We start from the raw sequence: 15,737 nt of genomic DNA, 5'->3' as shown, positions 1-15,737 counted from the left end.
ATGTCGAAACCGTGCCCAAGCTCGTCGCGCTTCCAGTCGACTCGCAGCCTGACGGAACTCATATCGCGATGGAGGCAGACGAGCCGATCGTGCTCGCTCCCGGCCAGTCGGTGACTCTTCCGCAAGCTTTCCTCATGGTCCATTCCGGCGACCATTTCGCGGCACTGGATACCTATCGCCGGATCATGGCGGAGCGCGGTCTCCACGCGCCCGCAATCCCCGATTCAAGCTACGCGCCGATCTGGTGCGCCTGGGGCTACGAGCGCAACTACACGCCGGAGCAGGTGTATGGCACCCTCGACAAGGCGAAGGCCGTCGGCTGCGAATGGGCGGTGCTCGACGACGGCTGGCAGAAGTCGGTGGGCGACTGGGTCGCGGACACGGCCAAGTACCCGCAAGGCAACGGGGGCCTCAAGGAGTTCGCCGATCGCATCAAGAGCTACGGGATGCGCCCGAAGCTGTGGATCTCGCCGCTGTCGGCTGCGCCGGCGAGCGACCTCATGCGCGACCATCGCGACATGCTCCTGCTCGACGCCGACGGCGCAGCTCAGAACGTCACCTGGTGGAACAGCTATACGCTCTGCCCCGCGTACCCGCCGACGGTGGAGTTTTTCAAGGATGTCACTCGCCGCATCATCGGCGAATGGGGCTTCCAGGGCCTGAAGATCGACGGCCAGGACCTCAACGGCGTGGCCCCCTGCTACAACCCGGCGCACAACCACGCGCGCCCTGAGGAATCGACCGAGAAGCTGCAGGATTTCTGGAAGGCCATCTACGACACGGCGATGTCCATCGACCCGAACACGAATATCGAGATCTGCCCGTGCGGCGATAGCTTCGCCTTCTTCAACATCCAGGGCATGAACAACACGCCCGCGTCGGACCCCGAATCCTCCTGGCAGGTGCGGCTCAAGGGCAAGACATTCAAGGCGATGATGGGACCATCGGCCCCATTTTCCGGCGACCACGTCGAACTGAGCGAGGGCGGCGAGGATTTCGCGTCGACCTACGGAATCGGCGGCATCCCCTCGACCAAATTCACCTGGCCCAAGGACACCGACAAGCCGACCGACCAACTGCCGCCAGGCGGCTTCGTGCTGACGCCGCGCAAGGAGCAGCTGTGGCGCAAATGGATCACGCTCTATCGCAAGAACATGCTGTCCAAGGGCCAGTATCTTGGCGAGCTGTACGACATCGGATTCGACAAGCCCGAAGCGCATGTCGTCGCCGCTGACGGCAAGATGCATTATGCCTTTTACGCGAAGAGCTGGAACGGGCCGATTGCGCTGCGCGGACTTGGCGCCGGCCGCTATCGCCTGACCAACAGCTTCACTGGCGAACCGCTGGGCACCGCGAGCGCCGCCGACAACCGGATCAACACCAGTTTCAAGCACTTCCTCATGATCGAGGCGACGCCCGCGGGAGCAACTGCATGACGTCTACTGCATCCCCTTCGGGCCGCGCCTGGCTGATCAACGCGCTGGTGACCGTCGTCCTCTGGGGTGTCTGGGGCGCATTCTCCGACCAGTCGGCGAAGCACGGCTTCCCCGACACCTTGGTCTACTGCGTATGGGCGCTCACGATGATTCCGCCGGCGTTCATCGCGCTCAGAATGGGCGGCAGCAAGCTCGAGCTTTCCGGCAAGGCGGTCGCCTACGGCATGGCCGTTGGGCTACTTGGCGCGGGCGGGCAGATGGTCCTGTTTTACGCCCTCACCCGAGGACCGGCTTATCTCATCTTCCCGATTATCTCGTTGTCGCCACTGGTGACAATCCTGATGTCCTTCGCATTCCTCGGAGAGCGTACGGGCAAGCTCGGGATCGTCGGGATCGCGCTTGCACTGATCGCGCTTCCCATCTTCAATTATGCACCCGCCGACGGAAGCGCGACCGGCGGATCCGAGTGGTTCATCCTCGCCCTGATCGTCCTCCTCGCCTGGGGCGTGCAGGCCTATTTCATGAAGTCGGCGAATAACTACATGTCGGCCGAGGGGATCTTCTTCTACATGATGGTCGCGGGGTTGCTCCTGATCCCGGTCGCTTGGCTGCTGACCGACCGGTCGCACCCGATCAACTGGGGCTGGACCGGAATGACCGCGGTCATCCAGGTGCTGAACGCGATCGGCGCACTGACGCTGGTCTACGCATTCCGCTACGGCAAGGCGATCATCGTCGCGCCGCTAAGCAATGCCGGAGCACCGCTGGCCACCGCGGTCATCTCGCTGATCGCGCTCGGAGTCATGCCGGGGCCGCTGAAGATCGTTGGCCTCATTCTCGCGCTCGCGGCGTCTCTGCTGCTGGCGGTCGAGCCGGACGCCGCGGACGATGCGGTCGCTGGCGAGTCGCACCCCGTGCTTTCCTAAATTTCATTATGCATCGTTTTCTTGCGCTTCGTTCCCATGCGCCGTACCTTGAGTCGCACACGGGGGAACAGCCGGTGATCGCTATCCGGGACATCGTCGAGCGCCACAAAACTGGCGAGCCGGTCGGGATCACCTCCGTATGTTCTGCCCATCCGCTGGTGATCGAGGCGGCGCTGCGCCATGGCCTGGAGCGGGGCTCCGCCCTCGTTCTCATCGAAGCAACCTCCAACCAGGTGAACCAGGACGGCGGCTATACCGGTATGCAGCCGGCTGGCTTCCGCGATTTCGTCTGGGCGATTGCCGATCGGGTCGGCTTCCCGCGCGACCGGATCGCTCTTGGCGGTGACCATCTCGGCCCCAATGCCTGGACAAGGCTGTCGCCCGAGGAGGCGATGGCGAAAGCCGAAACCATGGTTGCCGATTATGTCCGCGCGGGCTTCGGCAAGATCCACCTCGATTGCTCGATGAGCTGCGCCGGCGATCCGGTGCCCCTCCCCGAACGGACAATCGCCGAGCGTGCTGCTCGGCTGTGCGCCGCCGCGGAGGCTGCCGCACCCGCCGAGGCTGCGACTCTGCCCTGCTATGTCATCGGCACCGAGGTCCCGGTGCCGGGCGGCGCCGCGGAGGACCTCCACGAGCTCCAGGTGACGACGCCGGCGGCCGCACTTGCAACCCTTGAGATGCATCACGACCTGTTCTCGCGGGCCGGTCTGGCCGATGCCTGGGACCGCGTGATCGCGACCGTCGTCCAGCCCGGCGTCGAGTTCGACCATGACAAGGTTGTCGATTACTTGCCCGCTGCCGCGGCGGAGCTCAGCGCCGCTATCGAGCCCGTCGACCATATCGTGTTCGAGGCGCATTCCACGGACTACCAGACCCAGGACGCGCTTGCCGCCCTGGTGCGGGACCATTTCGCAATCCTCAAGGTGGGTCCGGGCCTCACCTTCGCCTTGCGGGAAGCCTTGTGGGGGCTCGACGCTATCGAGCGCGAACTGCTGCCCCCGGCTCAGCGCGCCAACCTGCGCCAGGTGGCGCTCGCACGGATGCATGCCGATCCGGCCAACTGGACGAAATATTACGACCGTGAAGGCAATGCGCTGGACCTGCAGCTGCAATACAGCCTGAGTGACCGCATCCGCTATTATTGGCCCGACGAAGCGATCGCCGCTGCCCAGGAAAGGCTGTTCGCGAACCTTCGCCGGACTATCCCGCCGCTCGCGTTGGTAAGCCAGTATCTTCCCGCCGGCTTCGCCGCGCATCGCGCCGGCCGCGCATCGCTCGACCCCGCCGACCTCGTGATCGCGCAAGTGAGCGCGGTCCTTGATGCCTATCACGGAGCCTGCCACCCCGATGTCTGACGTTCTTTCCATTGTCCCCGCGTCCGACGAGGCAACCGAGCCGTGGACTCGGCGCGAGATCTTGCAGCAGCCGAAGACGCTCCGCGCAACGGGCGCGCTTCTCTCCCAGAAGCGCGCCGGCATTGAAGCCTTTCTGGCCCCGCTGCTGGCGAACGCGGACCTGCGCATCATCCTTGCCGGCGCCGGCACGTCGGCGTTCATCGGCGGCTGCCTCGCTGCGACGATCGCGAAGCGTACCGGGCGATGTGTCGAGGCCGTCCCGACGACCGACATCGTCAGCGCACCCGACCTGTACCTGACGCCGAACGCGCCGACTCTGCTCGTATCCTTCGGGCGATCGGGCAACAGCCCCGAGAGCCTGGCGGCGATCGAGCTGGCCGACGCCCGCGTTGACGGTGCTCGTCACCTTATCATTACCTGCAATCCGGAGGGCGCGCTCGCGCGGCGCGCTGGCAACGATGCATTCGTCCTCGTCCTGCCCGAGCCGACGCACGACCGCGGTTTCGCGATGACCTCAAGCTTCTCGGCGATGATGCTGTCGGCCCTGGCAATCTTTTCCGGGATCGGGAGCTTCGAGCCGCGCATCGAACCGATCGCGCGAGCCGTCGGCGAACTGGCGGCTTCCGAACCGCGCATGGCCGCGCTCGCCGGGCGGCGGTTCAGCCGTGTCGTCTATCTCGGCAGCGGTCCGCTGCAGGCCCTCGCCCGCGAGGCAGCGCTGAAGCTGCTCGAACTCACCGACGGCGCGCTGGTCACGATGTACGAATCGACGCTCGGCTTCCGCCATGGGCCGAAGACAATCGTCAACGCGGACACCCTTGTCGTCGTCTTCGCGTCGAACAATCCGCTAACCCGCGCCTACGACCGCGACCTGATCGAGGAATTGCGCGCTGATGGCATCGCGGGCGAGGTGCTCGTGGTATCGGCGCAGGGCGGAATCGGCGAGACGATCGCGGTTCGCGGCCTCGAGCAGGCCGAGGATTGCGACCTCCTCTTCCCCTATATCGTCCCTGCCCAGCTCTTCGCTTTTCATGCCTCGCTCGACCGCGGGCTCACTCCCGACCAGCCCAACCAGGCGGGTACCGTAAACCGCGTCGTGCAGGGCGTGCGGATCCACAGCGCCACCCGATGAGTGATCACGGCATATTCCTCGGCGTCGACGGCGGTGGCACCAAAACCGAATTCGTCTGCATCGATGAGGTGGGTGAGGTCGTCGGCCGCCATGTCGAAGGAACGACCTATCACCTGCAGGTCGGCCTTGATGGCGCCTTGCAAGCCATTGGAGCCGGGATCGCCGGCGTGTGCGCTGACGCCGGAATCGCCCCGGCCGGTCTCGCCTACGCATTCTTCGGCCTCCCCGCCTATGGAGAGGACGCCGCCATCGACCCGCAACTGGAGCGGCAGTGCGGGCAGCTTCTAGGACACGACCGCTATTCGTGCGGCAACGACATGGTGTGCGGATGGGCGGGATCGCTCGCCTGCGCCGACGGCATCAATCTCGTCGCCGGGACCGGGTCGATCGGCTACGGCGAACGCCAGGGCCGCTCCGCCCGCGTCGGCGGCTGGGGCGAGGTCTTCAGCGACGAGGGCTCGGCGTACTGGATCGCCATCCAGGGCTTGAATGCCTTCACCCGGATGAGCGATGGAAGACTGCCCAGGGGCGCTCTGCACGACGCGTTCCGGAGCAAGCTCGATCTCGGTGCCGACCTCGATATCTGCGCCAGAATCATGGGCGAGAGCGGCCTTGAACGTGACGGGATTGCCGGACTTGCACCGCTTGTCGCGGAGGCGGCTGCCGCGGGCGATCCGGCGGCGATCGCAATCCACGACCGCGCCGCCGACGAGCTCGCCGCCATGGCCGAAGCACTGCGGGCCGAGCTCGGCTTCGCGGAGGACGAGCCGGTGCCTCTGTCCTGGTCGGGCGGCGTTCTCGCAAATGACGGCTCGGTGCGTTCTCGGCTGGAAGCGCGGCTTGTCGCTGCTGGGCCCTATCAACCGGTCGAGCCGCGGCACTCACCGGCTTATGGGGCCGCTCTCTACGCCCGCCTTCAGGCGAGCCGATCCACGGACTGAACAGCGCGAGCACAACAGGCGGAGACCGAAGGGATGCAGTTGAAGATTGTTGGGCTCTCGGTAGTGGCCCTTGCGGCTTCCACGTTCGCGGCACTCCTGCACGCCGCAGCGCCGAGCCAAGGACTCAGCGTGGACATCGCCTCCCCCGCCGTCGGCAGCCGCGCACCATGGGGTTCTCAAGTGCCTTATGCAGTGACGGTCAGCTACGACGGCAAGTCGACGAAGTTCGGCGAAATCCCGTCCAATCAGGTCGTGCTCCGCGCCGTCTTCGCAGCCAATGCCGATTCTGCGCCGGCCGCCGGGGTGCTGCCGGACGGCGTTGCGGAGATTAGCCGTTCGAACTGCAGCGGCTGCCACGACTTCGCGGCGGCATCAGCGGGGCCGTCGTTTGCAGCAATCGCAAGGCGCTACGCCGGCAAAGGCGGAGCGGCGGCCACTCTTGCCGACCACATCCGCAACGGGTCGCACGGTGCCTGGGGCGGCGGCACCATGCCTCCGCATCCGGAAATAAGCGCCGCTCAGGCGACTGCGATCGCGCAGTGGATCGTCAGCCAAGCAGGCAGCTCGTCCGTTCAGTACGCGATCGGCAGAACCGGCACGTTCCGAATGAACGCGACGGGCAAGCCGGGGCCGCATGCCGGCACAGTCCTCTCCGCCTTCTACACGGGACCGCTCAAGCCCGGCGACAAGCGCGGCCCGGCGAGCGGTCGGAATACCCTCGCCGTCCACGGCTCCTGACGGTCGCACGATGGAGCGCCGGACATTCCTGAAGACTGTCGCCGCCGGGCTCGGCGCCTCGATGATGCCCTCGGGCGCGAAGGCAGTGGACCAGTCCCGCTCCGCCGGGGCCGCAGGCAAGCGCGTGATCGTTGCCGGAGCGGGCATTACCGGCCTGTGCTGCGCTTACGAGCTGATGCAGCATGGCGTCGACGTTGTCGTGCTCGAAGCATCGGGACGGTACGGGGGCCACGTCTTCACCGGGCATGACGGTCTGTCGGACGGACTGTTTGCGGACTACGGCGCCGACCATTTGACGAAACCGGGCTACGAGCAATTCTTCCGCTACGTCGATGCATTCGGGCTGGAGGCGGTGCCCTACCCCAACGCCGAAGGCTCGCCGCTGCCCGCCAACAACGGCCAGCTCACACAGATCGGCGAGAAGTTCTACAGCGATGCCATGCTTGGCCAGCCGGCAACTCTGAGGGCGCTCGGCTTTAATGACAAAGAGGTCGTCTTCCTCTCGTCGCACCCTTGGTATGAGCTGCCCTCGCTTTATCTGGCGGATGACATCGCCCGGTTCCACGACGCCAGCCAGCCGTTCGGAAACGGCCTCGATGCCTATGACGTCATCGATCTCGACACTCTGTTCGCCCGGCGCGGCGCGTCGAAGCGTGCGCGGGACTATCTGGCGGGCCAACATCAGAACGCACTCTACGGCGTATGGCGCTATGCCGTGATGAAGGATCGCGGCATTCCCTTGTCGGAAGGCGAGACCTTCCACCTGAAGGGCGGCAACGAGGAGATGCCCAAGGCCTTCGCTGCACGGCTCGGGACACGAGTGCGGCTAAACCATCCCATCACCGCAATTACGCACGACGCGTCCGGCGTCACCGTCACGCACACAGCCTATGGCAGCGATACGCTGCGGACCATGCATGCCGATTACCTCGTCAATTGCATCTCCCTGCCCGTCTTCCGGAAGATCCAGATCACGCCGGGCTTGTCGCCCGCCAAGCGATATGTCGTCGACAACGTGGCCTACAGCTCGCACCCGTTCTTCGTCTTCGAAGCCGAGAGCAAGTTCTGGCTAGAGGATGGCTTCACCAATCTCGCCATGAGCTTCGAGCACCCGGACATCCAGTCGATCTGGGTGGTTCCCGAGTCGCCGGCGTCAACGCGCGTGATCCTGAAGGCCTTCGGTCCCAGCGGGCTCTCGCCGCAGCGCGTGCTCGCCGCGTTCCGGGAGGTTTACCCCGGAAAGCGCGACACGATCGTCCAGGCGCTCACCTACGACTGGAGCCAGGATCCCTTCGCGCCGACCTGCGAGATGGAGCCGTTTGCCCCCGGCACCCTGCGAAAATTCTGGCCGGAAATCATGAAACCGGATGGGCGGCTCTACTTTGCCGGCACTTACGCCGATCCGCTGAGCCGCGGCATGGAATCCTGCGTTCGCTCGGCAGCCCGCGTCGCCCGGGAGATCGCCGATGCCTGAATTCAGGCGACGCGATTTCCTGAAGACCAGCGCGCTCGGCGTTGCCGCCGCGGGCGCCGGACTCGCCGCGCCATCCGGCGCGCAGCAGGTGCTCGAGCACAATTGGTCGAATTATGATTGGGGATCCGGACCGCCCGTCCCCGACCGGCTGAATCAGGGACCGTTCAGCAATTATGGCGCGGACGCAAACGCACCCGGCGGCGAAGTTGTAATGGCGACATCGCCATCGCGCGACATCGTTCCGAATTACGGCATGGGCCTGACGGTCTATGTGTCGGGCGATATCGGGCCGCCGCGGCTTCCGGGCCAGACTCTCGAGCAGTCCATCGAGGATCTGATCAAGCTGCCTTTCGTGCAAAAGGTCTACCTGCGCCCCAACTGGCGCGAGGTGCAGCGACGACCGGGCAGGCTCGACTTTCCCGACTGGTGGACCGTCACGTTCGATCTCGCACGTAAGTACGGCAAGCGTGTCGGGTTTCGAGTCATGCTGGAGAACCCGGATTTTCCGGAACCAGGGATGCCCGATTTCCTGATGGCGAAGGTGCCCTACGTGACGCTCAAGGGCAGCTGGCCCGGCGATCCTTCGCAGGTTCGCTATCGCAAGAAGCATGCGATGCCACGCTACGATGATCCGGCGTACCAGGCGGCGTTCGATGAGCTGAATGCGCTCCTCGCCGACCGGTATAATGGCAGTCCCGACGTCGAATATATGGACACGATGATGTACGGCTTCTGGGGCGAAGGCCACAGCTGGCCGTACGAAGGCAATCCCTTTTCGAACAACGCCGTCGCTCAGGCGACCATGCTGCGGATGCTGGAGACGCAGTTGCGTGCCTGGACCAGAACTCCGCTGGCAACCAACACGCAGCCTGACTTCAGCAATGTCGGCAATGCCGCTGTGCTCGACCGCACGGTGCGCTCCGGCAACTGGATCCGCAGCGACACCATCTTTATCGAGAACACGCAGATCGAGGCGTTGAGCAACCGCCCGCCCTGGGTCGCGGCAATCAGCGAAGTTCCGATGACCAGAGGTGACCTTGACAAGCTCGGCATGGTCGACGGCGTGACGATGAACGAGCAGGTTATCGCCCACGTGCTCGGCGTCGGCGCGAACTATTTCTCGATCTGGAACTGGCACGACATCAGCGCCGACCACGTCCTCAGCTATTACGACAAATATCCACAGGTCATCGACCATGCGGCGCGACGGATCGGCTATCGCATCTATCCGGCATTCGTCTGGCCCTTCGAGCGTGACGGCGGCGGCGGAATGGTCGTCGGCCTTGCCAACGACGGGGTCGCATCCCCTCCCGGAGTGGTCCGCCTCACACTGAGCGAGCCCAACGGCACCGTCGTCGCGAGTGGCTCCCTCGATCCCGGCTATCCGAGGCCAACCGGCATCCGCCAGGCGATGCTCAGCTGGCCTGCGAGACGCGACTGGGCCGGCCTGCGCCTGCGCGCCGAGCTCGAGGTGAAGGGCGTCCGGCATCTGTTGCGCTGGGCCTGCGCGCAGCGACTGGAAAGTGATGGCTCGCTCACGCTGCGGCGCAATCTGCCGTCGACCTGAGGCGGTCAGAACTTCGCCGAAATCCCGGTGTAGCCTTCAATGCCGGGCGTCGCCTTGTTCAATCCGAAGTTGGCGCCTGCGTCCAGATGCACGTTGTTGCGGGGAAGACGGGCAATAGCTGCATCCGCCGAGCGCTGCGTTACGCCCCCGCCACGACTTTCGTCCAGCCGGGTCAGCAGCGTCCGAACGTCGCCATCCGGAAAGCGATCCCCTGGAGCGCGCTGACGGTTGCTCCTGCGATCCCCAGTTCGCGGGCTGCTTTTTCGCCGCCCCCGAGCTTTCGAGGATCGCTGCGCGTGATTGCGGCGAAGAGCGTCAGCGCTTCGAGGTAATAGCCATAGGTAGATGCATGATAATGATCGGTCGCCCAAAGGTCGATCTTGCCTGGAGCGACCCCGTCGTAAGGATTGGGGTCGGCGAGCCCTCGATCGATCGCGCAGGTGAACGCCTGCCCCACCGGAACAACCCTGGCGATCGAAGGCACCTCCGCGCGCACCGTGTCGTCCGCCTTCCTGAGGTCGAGCGCCATGCGTTCGACCGGCTGGCCGGACCAACGCTTGCCCATTGGGTAAGTGAGGTCGGGACGCGTCCAGGTCGCGACCAGGCTGATATCCACTCCGGGATTTCGCCGCCTGAACCGCTCGGCAAGGCTACGCGCCGCCGGGATCGTTGTCGTGACCTCGCCGGGCCTGTCAGGATCGAGCGTGCTGTATTGCTGGAGCACGACTGCGTCCCAGGACCGGTCGAGGACGGTGCTCCGGTTGGCCAGATGCCATGCCAGCGTCTGTCCGGCGGCCGTCTCCAGGGACACGTCATACCGCAGCCCCGCTTCGTCGGCGAAACGCTTGAAGAGCGCCGGCACGCCGCCCATGCCATCACCGTTGAGGTCCGTGACGCTGTCCTTGCGATAGGTCATCACCGGCGACAGCGCCCCGAACGTGAAGCTGTTGCCAACGAACAGGATCTTTCGCGGCGTCGGCGCGGGTGTCGAGGCGACGGTGACAGCGAGGAAAAGAGCGATCATCATGGCAAGGCCTCGCGCTGCTCCATTCGAACCGTCTCGCCAGCCATTGCCGCGGTGGCGAACAGGACAATGAAAGCATAAGCCGCCAACGGGACGGCAAAAGCGGCCCTGAGCCCAAAGCTGTCGGCGATCGTTCCCACAGCGAGCGGCAACAAGGCTCCTCCAAAGATCGCGACGCAGAGCAAGCCCGACGTCAGGCTTCGTGAAACACCCGACCGCTCGAGCGTGATCGTGAAGATCGTCGGGAACATGATGGAATTGAAGAGCCCGACCATAAGCGCCGCATATCCCGCGACCGGTCCGCCGACAGCCAGAACGATGAAGCACAGGCCGGCCGCGGCAATTCCGAACCCGCACAACAATCGCGTGGCTCGAATGCGCATCAGGAGCCCGGTCCCAACGAGCCGGCCTACGAGTGCGCCGCCCCAATAGAAGTTTGCGAGATAGGCGCCAGCATCGTCCAGCGGCAGCGCCAGCACCGAATGCTGGTCGAGGAAGTTGATCATGATGCTGCCGATCGAAACCTCGGCGCCGACATAGAGGCCGATCGCCACTGCGCCAAATACCGCCCAGGGCGAGCGCAGCACGTCGAACATGCCTGCGAGACTAACCGCGTTCTGCCTCGGCGTGGTCCGGCGAAGGAAGCCGCGAAGGAGCGCGAACATCAGCGCCAGCGCCGCCAGCAGCGCAGCCATGATCAGGAACGCTCGATTGACGGCGCGGAGGAGCTCGGCGCGATGCGCCAGGTCAAGGCTTGCCAGGTCGGCGGCTCGCAGTGCCGGATCGCGCAGCATCACCAGCGAGCCGAAATGGACGCCGACGACCACTCCCAGGGAATTGAAGGCCTGCGCGAAATTCAATCGCAGATGAGTGCGCCCCGACGAGCCAAGTTCGGCAGCAAGCGGGTTCGCGGCGACCTGCAACGCCGTGAACCCTCCCGCCAGGACAAACAAGGCGGCGAGGATCGGCCAGAACTGGCCGGTAGCGGTGCTGAGCACGACGAGGAGGCAGCCCGACGCCATGACGCCGAGCGAGCCGAGGATCATGTCCACGGCTCCAAGCCGGCTCATCAGCCAGGCCGCCGGCAGCGAGAGCAGGCCGTAAGCAAGGAAGAAAACGATCTGCGTCAACAGCGCTTCGCGGTAGTCCAGCTGGAAGGCAGCGCGCAGGGCGACGATCAGAGGGTCGTTGTTGGATGTGATGAACCCCCAGGCGAAAAACAGGCTGGTGACCGCCGCGAAGGCGAGCAGGGTCCGCTTGTCGTCACCTGCACGCGCCTTCACTGGCTGGCGCGCTGGCCTCTCCAGCGCAATGTCGCGACCGATCCCTCCGGCATCGTGGCCGTGTATCGCTTCCCGTCCATCGCGATCGTCACCGGCCCGCTCCCAGATTTGCGATAGACGATCGCAATGCGGCTTCCGTCGCGGTTGAGGAATGTCGCAGCCTCGACATCCCCGCCTCGAACGACCGTGCCGACACGCCAGGCTCCCGGAAAAACAAACCGGCTCGCATGGCCGAGCACATAATATTCGACGTTCCGGGTGATCGCTCCGCTCGTTGGATCGACCGTAACCACGCCTCGGCAATCGGAGCAGCCGCCCGTATGTGGCCCGTGCGACGGGTCTAGCGCCAGATTCCACAACAACGTGCCGCGCGACCAGTTGTTGGCCGCGCCGATGATGAGCTTGCTAGTCATCCAGCCGAGCACTTCGGCGTAGCGCGGGCTCCACTCCCCACCCGAGCATTCGGTGACCCAGGCGTCCTTGGCCGGGAACGCGTCGTGGACCGGCGACTGCGCGGCCACGTCGCCTGCATAACAATGCCACGCGACGCCCGAGATGAACTCCCCTACGGCCGGGTCGGAGAGCACCGCGAGCGGCATTTCCGGATGGTCCCAATTATGATCCCAGTCGAGAATCTGAGTCTTAAGGCCGCGCGACCTGAACAAAGGTCCCACGTGGCGGCCGATGATCGCGGCCCGCGCCGCGGGGTCCACGCGCTCGCCCGGATAGGAGTCCGGCTCGAAGTTCGGCTCGTTCTGGATCGTCAGCATCGCGACGGGCACGCCGTCCGCGCCGAACGCCTGCACCGTCCGCGCGAGATAGTCGGCGAAAGCGGGATAATATTCCGGCACTAACTGGCCCGTGATGAGGCTGCGCGTTGTCTTCATCCAGGCCGGCGCGCTCCACGGGCTGATCATCACCTTGAGCTGCGGATTGATCGCGAGCGCTTCCCGGACTCGTGGCAGCACATAGGTCCTCGCCGGCGCGATCGAGAAACGGCGAAGTTCCGGGTCGGGCACGTTCCCAGACGTGTCGTCGTAAGTGTAATCGTGTGTCGAAAAATCCGATGCGCCGATCGTCAGGCGCATGAACGAGAGCCCAAGCCCATGGGTCCCCCGCCCGAACAGCTCGGCCATCACCGCCCTGCGCTGGTCGTTCGGCAGGCGGCTCAATACCTCCGCGGACGCGTCTGTCATTGCCGCTCCGAAGCCGTGCATCGTCTGGAAGCGACGGCCGGTATCGATGGTGATCGCTTCGTCGCCCACTGCCGGCCCGTTCGCACCTACAAGCGGCTGCGGCGCGAGCTTTTGCGCCTGGTCGGCGGTTGTCAGCCACATCTCGGCTGGCGCAGCCCCGCTCGACGGAAGCGTCGAACAGCCCGCGATCAGCAGCATGGCCGCAAGGATCGCCGCGAGTCGCTTCATGCGACTGCGTCCGCGGGACAGAATTTGCGCACATAATCGCTGTGCGTCGGCATGACCTCGACGCAGCGGCCGATCGTCGCCGCAATATTCCCCAGGAACTGGTCGATCTGCGAATCGCTCTTGATTGCGACGAGCGGGTCGTGGCTGCGCGGCAGAATACCCTGTCCGATCAGCACCTGAATCCAGCTCTCCTCGGCGAACAGCTCTTCGTCCTCGCGGAAGATGCGTCCGTTGGACCGCCAGAGGTCGATCTTGCGCTGCAGCGTAGGCGGCAGCTCCATGCTGCGACAATATTCCCAGAAATCACCCTCGCGCTCGTTCGCCCAATAATGGAGCACGATGAAGTCGCGGACGCGTTCCCATTCGAAATCGGCTTGGCGGTTGAACTCGTCGATGGTCGCTTGGTCGGTCGCTGCGTCGGGAAACAGCCGGACCAGACGGATTGCCGCCGACTGGACGAGATGGATGCTGGTCGATTCCAGCGGCTCCAGGAATCCCGCTGCCAACCCAAGGGCGACGCAATTGCGGTTCCACATCTTGCGCCGCTTGCCGCTGGTGAAACGAAGGCGGTTGGGGTTGGCAAGCTGCTCGCCGTCGAGATTGGCGAGCAGCAGCGCCTCGGCGGCGTCATCGTCGATATGCCCGCTTGAATAGACGAGGCCGTTGCCCGTTCGGTGCTGCAGCGGAATACGCCATTGCCATCCCGGGTCGCGAGCGGTCGCCCGCGTGTAGGGTACCAGCGGCTCCGTCCGCGCACAGGGCACGGCCATCGCGCGGTCGCACGGAAGCCAGCGGCTCCAGTCCTCATACCCGGTCTTCAAGGCCTGCTCGATCAGCAGCCCGCGAAAGCCCGAGCAGTCGATGAAGAAGTCGGCGGCGAGAACGCGGCCACCTTCCAGCGTCACGGATTCGATGTCGCCGCCGTCCGTGACGGTCACTTCGACGATACGGCCCTCGGTTCGCCGGACGCCGTGCTGCTCGGCCATCGACCTCAGGTATCGGGCGTAGAGCGACGCATCGAACTGAAAGGCGTAGGCGATGTGCCCGATCGGAGATTCCGACATTTCGGGCCGCGCGTGCATGAACTTGTCGGCGATCGCGGCAGCGGTGTTGATCGAATAATCGGCGAAATCGCGGGCTTGTCCGCGCTGGTGAGCGCTCAGCCAGTAATGATGGCAGCGCAGCCACTCCCAGTCCTGGCCGATGACCCCGAAGCCGTGCATGTAGCGCTGGCCGGGCTTGACCCAGTCAACGAACTCGATCCCGAGCTTGAACGTCGCCTGAGTGCGCCGCATGAATTCGGCTTCGTCAAGCTGGACGAGTTCGTTGTATTTCTTGATAGCGGGGATCGTCGCCTCGCCGACACCAACCGTGCCGATCGCCTCGCTCTCGATCAGCTCAATGTCGTAGAGGCCTTGGAACAGTTTGCCGAACAGCGCGGCGGTCATCCATCCCGCCGTGCCCCCGCCAACGATAAGAATCCTGCGCATCGAAGCGGTGATTAGCGGCTTCCAGCCGGACAGGCCAAGACGTGACGGCCTTCCGGCAGTCGGCGGCCTGCACTGCCTGCTCGGACCGACAGGCCATAGCCGCGCCGGAACTGGATACCGCCATGCTGGAGCAGGCAATCGCCGGCCGGCCAGTCGAATGACAGCCTGCCGGTGAAGTCATGGACTGCGCGTCCCCCGCTGCCGCCCAGCAGCATATCCGCCAAGCCCATACCCTCCGTCCCGGGAAGCCAGGCAGCGACGAAAGCATCGGAACGGTTGATAAGGTCGTTCGCCCCGACGGGGCGGCCCGAATAGAGCAGGGTCACGACCGGCACGCCCCTGCCGCTGACGCGATTGAGCGCATTCAGGTCCTGTGGATAGCGGCTGCTGTGGCGCAAGGAGGTCGGAAAGGCGATATCGCCCGCGCCCTCGGCATAGGGCTTCTCGGCAGCGACCATGACGACGGCGCTGTACCGGCGAACGTCGACCCCTGCTCCGTCGCGGCTGTAGTCAACCCGCTGCGGTCCAAGCGTCTTGCGCAGCGCCGACAGCAGGGTGTCGGCATCCGGATAGTCGGAGGTCGCCGTCTTGTCGCCCTGCCAGGTCAGGGACCAACCGCCGGACTGCATTGGCAGGCTGTCGGCGCCTTCACCGACCACCAGCACCCGGTCGGGACTGCGGAGCGGAAGAGTGCGCCGGTCATTCTTGAGGAGCACCAGCGATTCGCGAACCGCCTGGCGCGCGAGGTCGCGAGCCTCCGGCGAATGAATGGCCGACGCGTCGGGATGAGGACCGCTTGCCGGGGAGTCGTTGAACAGGCCGGAACGGATCTTGACCCGGATGATCCGCGACACGGCATCGTCGATTCGGCTCGTTGGGATCCGGCCGGCGCGAACGTCGGCGATCGTTGCCGGGATGAATTTCTTCCAATCGTCCGGCACCAT

Annotated in this window: 13 protein-coding genes; 8 read left to right on the top strand and 5 right to left on the bottom strand. The window is 65.0% G+C overall.

What is annotated here, in order from left to right; translation table 11 throughout:
* The 8 genes from JOZ79_RS09055 to JOZ79_RS09020 form a co-directional block, all read left to right on the top strand.
* Positions 1 to 1,436 (top strand): glycoside hydrolase family 36 protein (locus JOZ79_RS09055; RefSeq protein WP_294073405.1); only part of this gene is annotated, 1,436 nt, incomplete at its 5' end.
* Positions 1,433 to 2,362: a DMT family transporter gene (locus JOZ79_RS09050; protein WP_294073403.1), complete on the top strand. Its 930-nt coding sequence runs from the start codon at positions 1,433 to 1,435 to the stop codon at positions 2,360 to 2,362. The genes JOZ79_RS09055 and JOZ79_RS09050, both read left to right, overlap by 4 nt.
* 74 nt (positions 2,363 to 2,436) lie before the next feature.
* Positions 2,437 to 3,720, top strand: coding sequence for a D-tagatose-bisphosphate aldolase, class II, non-catalytic subunit (locus JOZ79_RS09045; protein WP_294073401.1), 1,284 nt, complete (start codon positions 2,437 to 2,439; stop codon positions 3,718 to 3,720).
* A complete protein-coding gene (locus tag JOZ79_RS09040; protein ID WP_294073399.1) occupies positions 3,713 to 4,852 on the top strand; it encodes an SIS domain-containing protein in 1,140 nt (379 codons plus the stop codon). Before JOZ79_RS09045 ends, JOZ79_RS09040 begins: the two co-directional genes overlap by 8 nt.
* Positions 4,849 to 5,793: a BadF/BadG/BcrA/BcrD ATPase family protein gene (locus JOZ79_RS09035; protein WP_294073397.1), complete on the top strand. Its 945-nt coding sequence runs from the start codon at positions 4,849 to 4,851 to the stop codon at positions 5,791 to 5,793. The genes JOZ79_RS09040 and JOZ79_RS09035 overlap by 4 nt, the downstream gene beginning before the upstream one ends.
* Before the next feature lie 129 nt (positions 5,794 to 5,922).
* Positions 5,923 to 6,531, top strand: coding sequence for a c-type cytochrome (locus JOZ79_RS09030; protein WP_294073395.1), 609 nt, complete (start codon positions 5,923 to 5,925; stop codon positions 6,529 to 6,531).
* 10 nt (positions 6,532 to 6,541) lie between these two features.
* Positions 6,542 to 8,005 (top strand): NAD(P)/FAD-dependent oxidoreductase, encoded by a 1,464-nt coding sequence (locus JOZ79_RS09025; protein WP_294073393.1) that lies wholly within the window; start codon positions 6,542 to 6,544, stop codon positions 8,003 to 8,005.
* A complete protein-coding gene (locus JOZ79_RS09020) occupies positions 7,998 to 9,572 on the top strand; it encodes a twin-arginine translocation signal domain-containing protein (RefSeq protein WP_294073391.1) in 1,575 nt (524 codons plus the stop codon). The genes JOZ79_RS09025 and JOZ79_RS09020 overlap by 8 nt, the downstream gene beginning before the upstream one ends.
* Positions 9,573 to 9,744: 172 nt before the next feature.
* On the opposite strand, the gene JOZ79_RS09015 is transcribed toward JOZ79_RS09020, so the two are convergent.
* The 5 genes from JOZ79_RS09015 to JOZ79_RS08995 form a co-directional block, all read right to left on the bottom strand.
* Positions 9,745 to 10,599, bottom strand: a complete 855-nt coding sequence (locus tag JOZ79_RS09015) for a DUF4886 domain-containing protein (protein WP_294073389.1) — start codon at positions 10,597 to 10,599, stop codon at positions 9,745 to 9,747.
* Positions 10,596 to 11,879, bottom strand: coding sequence for an MFS transporter (locus tag JOZ79_RS09010; protein ID WP_294073387.1), 1,284 nt, complete (start codon positions 11,877 to 11,879; stop codon positions 10,596 to 10,598). Before JOZ79_RS09010 ends, JOZ79_RS09015 begins: the two co-directional genes overlap by 4 nt.
* On the bottom strand, positions 11,876 to 13,303 hold the full coding sequence (locus JOZ79_RS09005) for a glycoside hydrolase family 30 beta sandwich domain-containing protein (RefSeq protein ID WP_294073385.1): 1,428 nt from the start codon (positions 13,301 to 13,303) through the stop codon (positions 11,876 to 11,878). Before JOZ79_RS09005 ends, JOZ79_RS09010 begins: the two co-directional genes overlap by 4 nt.
* Positions 13,300 to 14,793, bottom strand: a complete 1,494-nt coding sequence (locus JOZ79_RS09000; protein ID WP_294073383.1) for a tryptophan halogenase family protein — start codon at positions 14,791 to 14,793, stop codon at positions 13,300 to 13,302. Before JOZ79_RS09000 ends, JOZ79_RS09005 begins: the two co-directional genes overlap by 4 nt.
* A gap of 11 nt (positions 14,794 to 14,804) precedes the next feature.
* Positions 14,805 to 15,737: glycoside hydrolase family 3 C-terminal domain-containing protein (locus JOZ79_RS08995; protein WP_294073381.1), on the bottom strand; the 933-nt coding region annotated here is incomplete at its 5' end.

It is taken from the genome of Sphingomonas sp. (assembly GCF_019242355.1).
Taxonomy (GTDB): Bacteria; Pseudomonadota; Alphaproteobacteria; order Sphingomonadales; family Sphingomonadaceae; genus Sphingomicrobium.
Note: the sequence above shows the minus strand (reverse complement) of the source record. Positions and strands in the feature narration are given on the sequence as shown.

Coding starts and splice junctions, on each gene's coding strand:
- JOZ79_RS09035 (WP_294073397.1), top strand. CDS start 4,849: ATGAGTGATCACGGCATATTCCTCGGCGTCGACGGCGGTGGCACCAAA.
- JOZ79_RS09015 (WP_294073389.1), bottom strand. CDS start 10,599: ATGATGATCGCTCTTTTCCTCGCTGTCACCGTCGCCTCGACACCCGCG.
- JOZ79_RS09025 (WP_294073393.1), top strand. CDS start 6,542: ATGGAGCGCCGGACATTCCTGAAGACTGTCGCCGCCGGGCTCGGCGCC.
- JOZ79_RS09005 (WP_294073385.1), bottom strand. CDS start 13,303: ATGAAGCGACTCGCGGCGATCCTTGCGGCCATGCTGCTGATCGCGGGC.
- JOZ79_RS09050 (WP_294073403.1), top strand. CDS start 1,433: ATGACGTCTACTGCATCCCCTTCGGGCCGCGCCTGGCTGATCAACGCG.
- JOZ79_RS09020 (WP_294073391.1), top strand. CDS start 7,998: ATGCCTGAATTCAGGCGACGCGATTTCCTGAAGACCAGCGCGCTCGGC.
- JOZ79_RS09040 (WP_294073399.1), top strand. CDS start 3,713: ATGTCTGACGTTCTTTCCATTGTCCCCGCGTCCGACGAGGCAACCGAG.
- JOZ79_RS09000 (WP_294073383.1), bottom strand. CDS start 14,793: ATGCGCAGGATTCTTATCGTTGGCGGGGGCACGGCGGGATGGATGACC.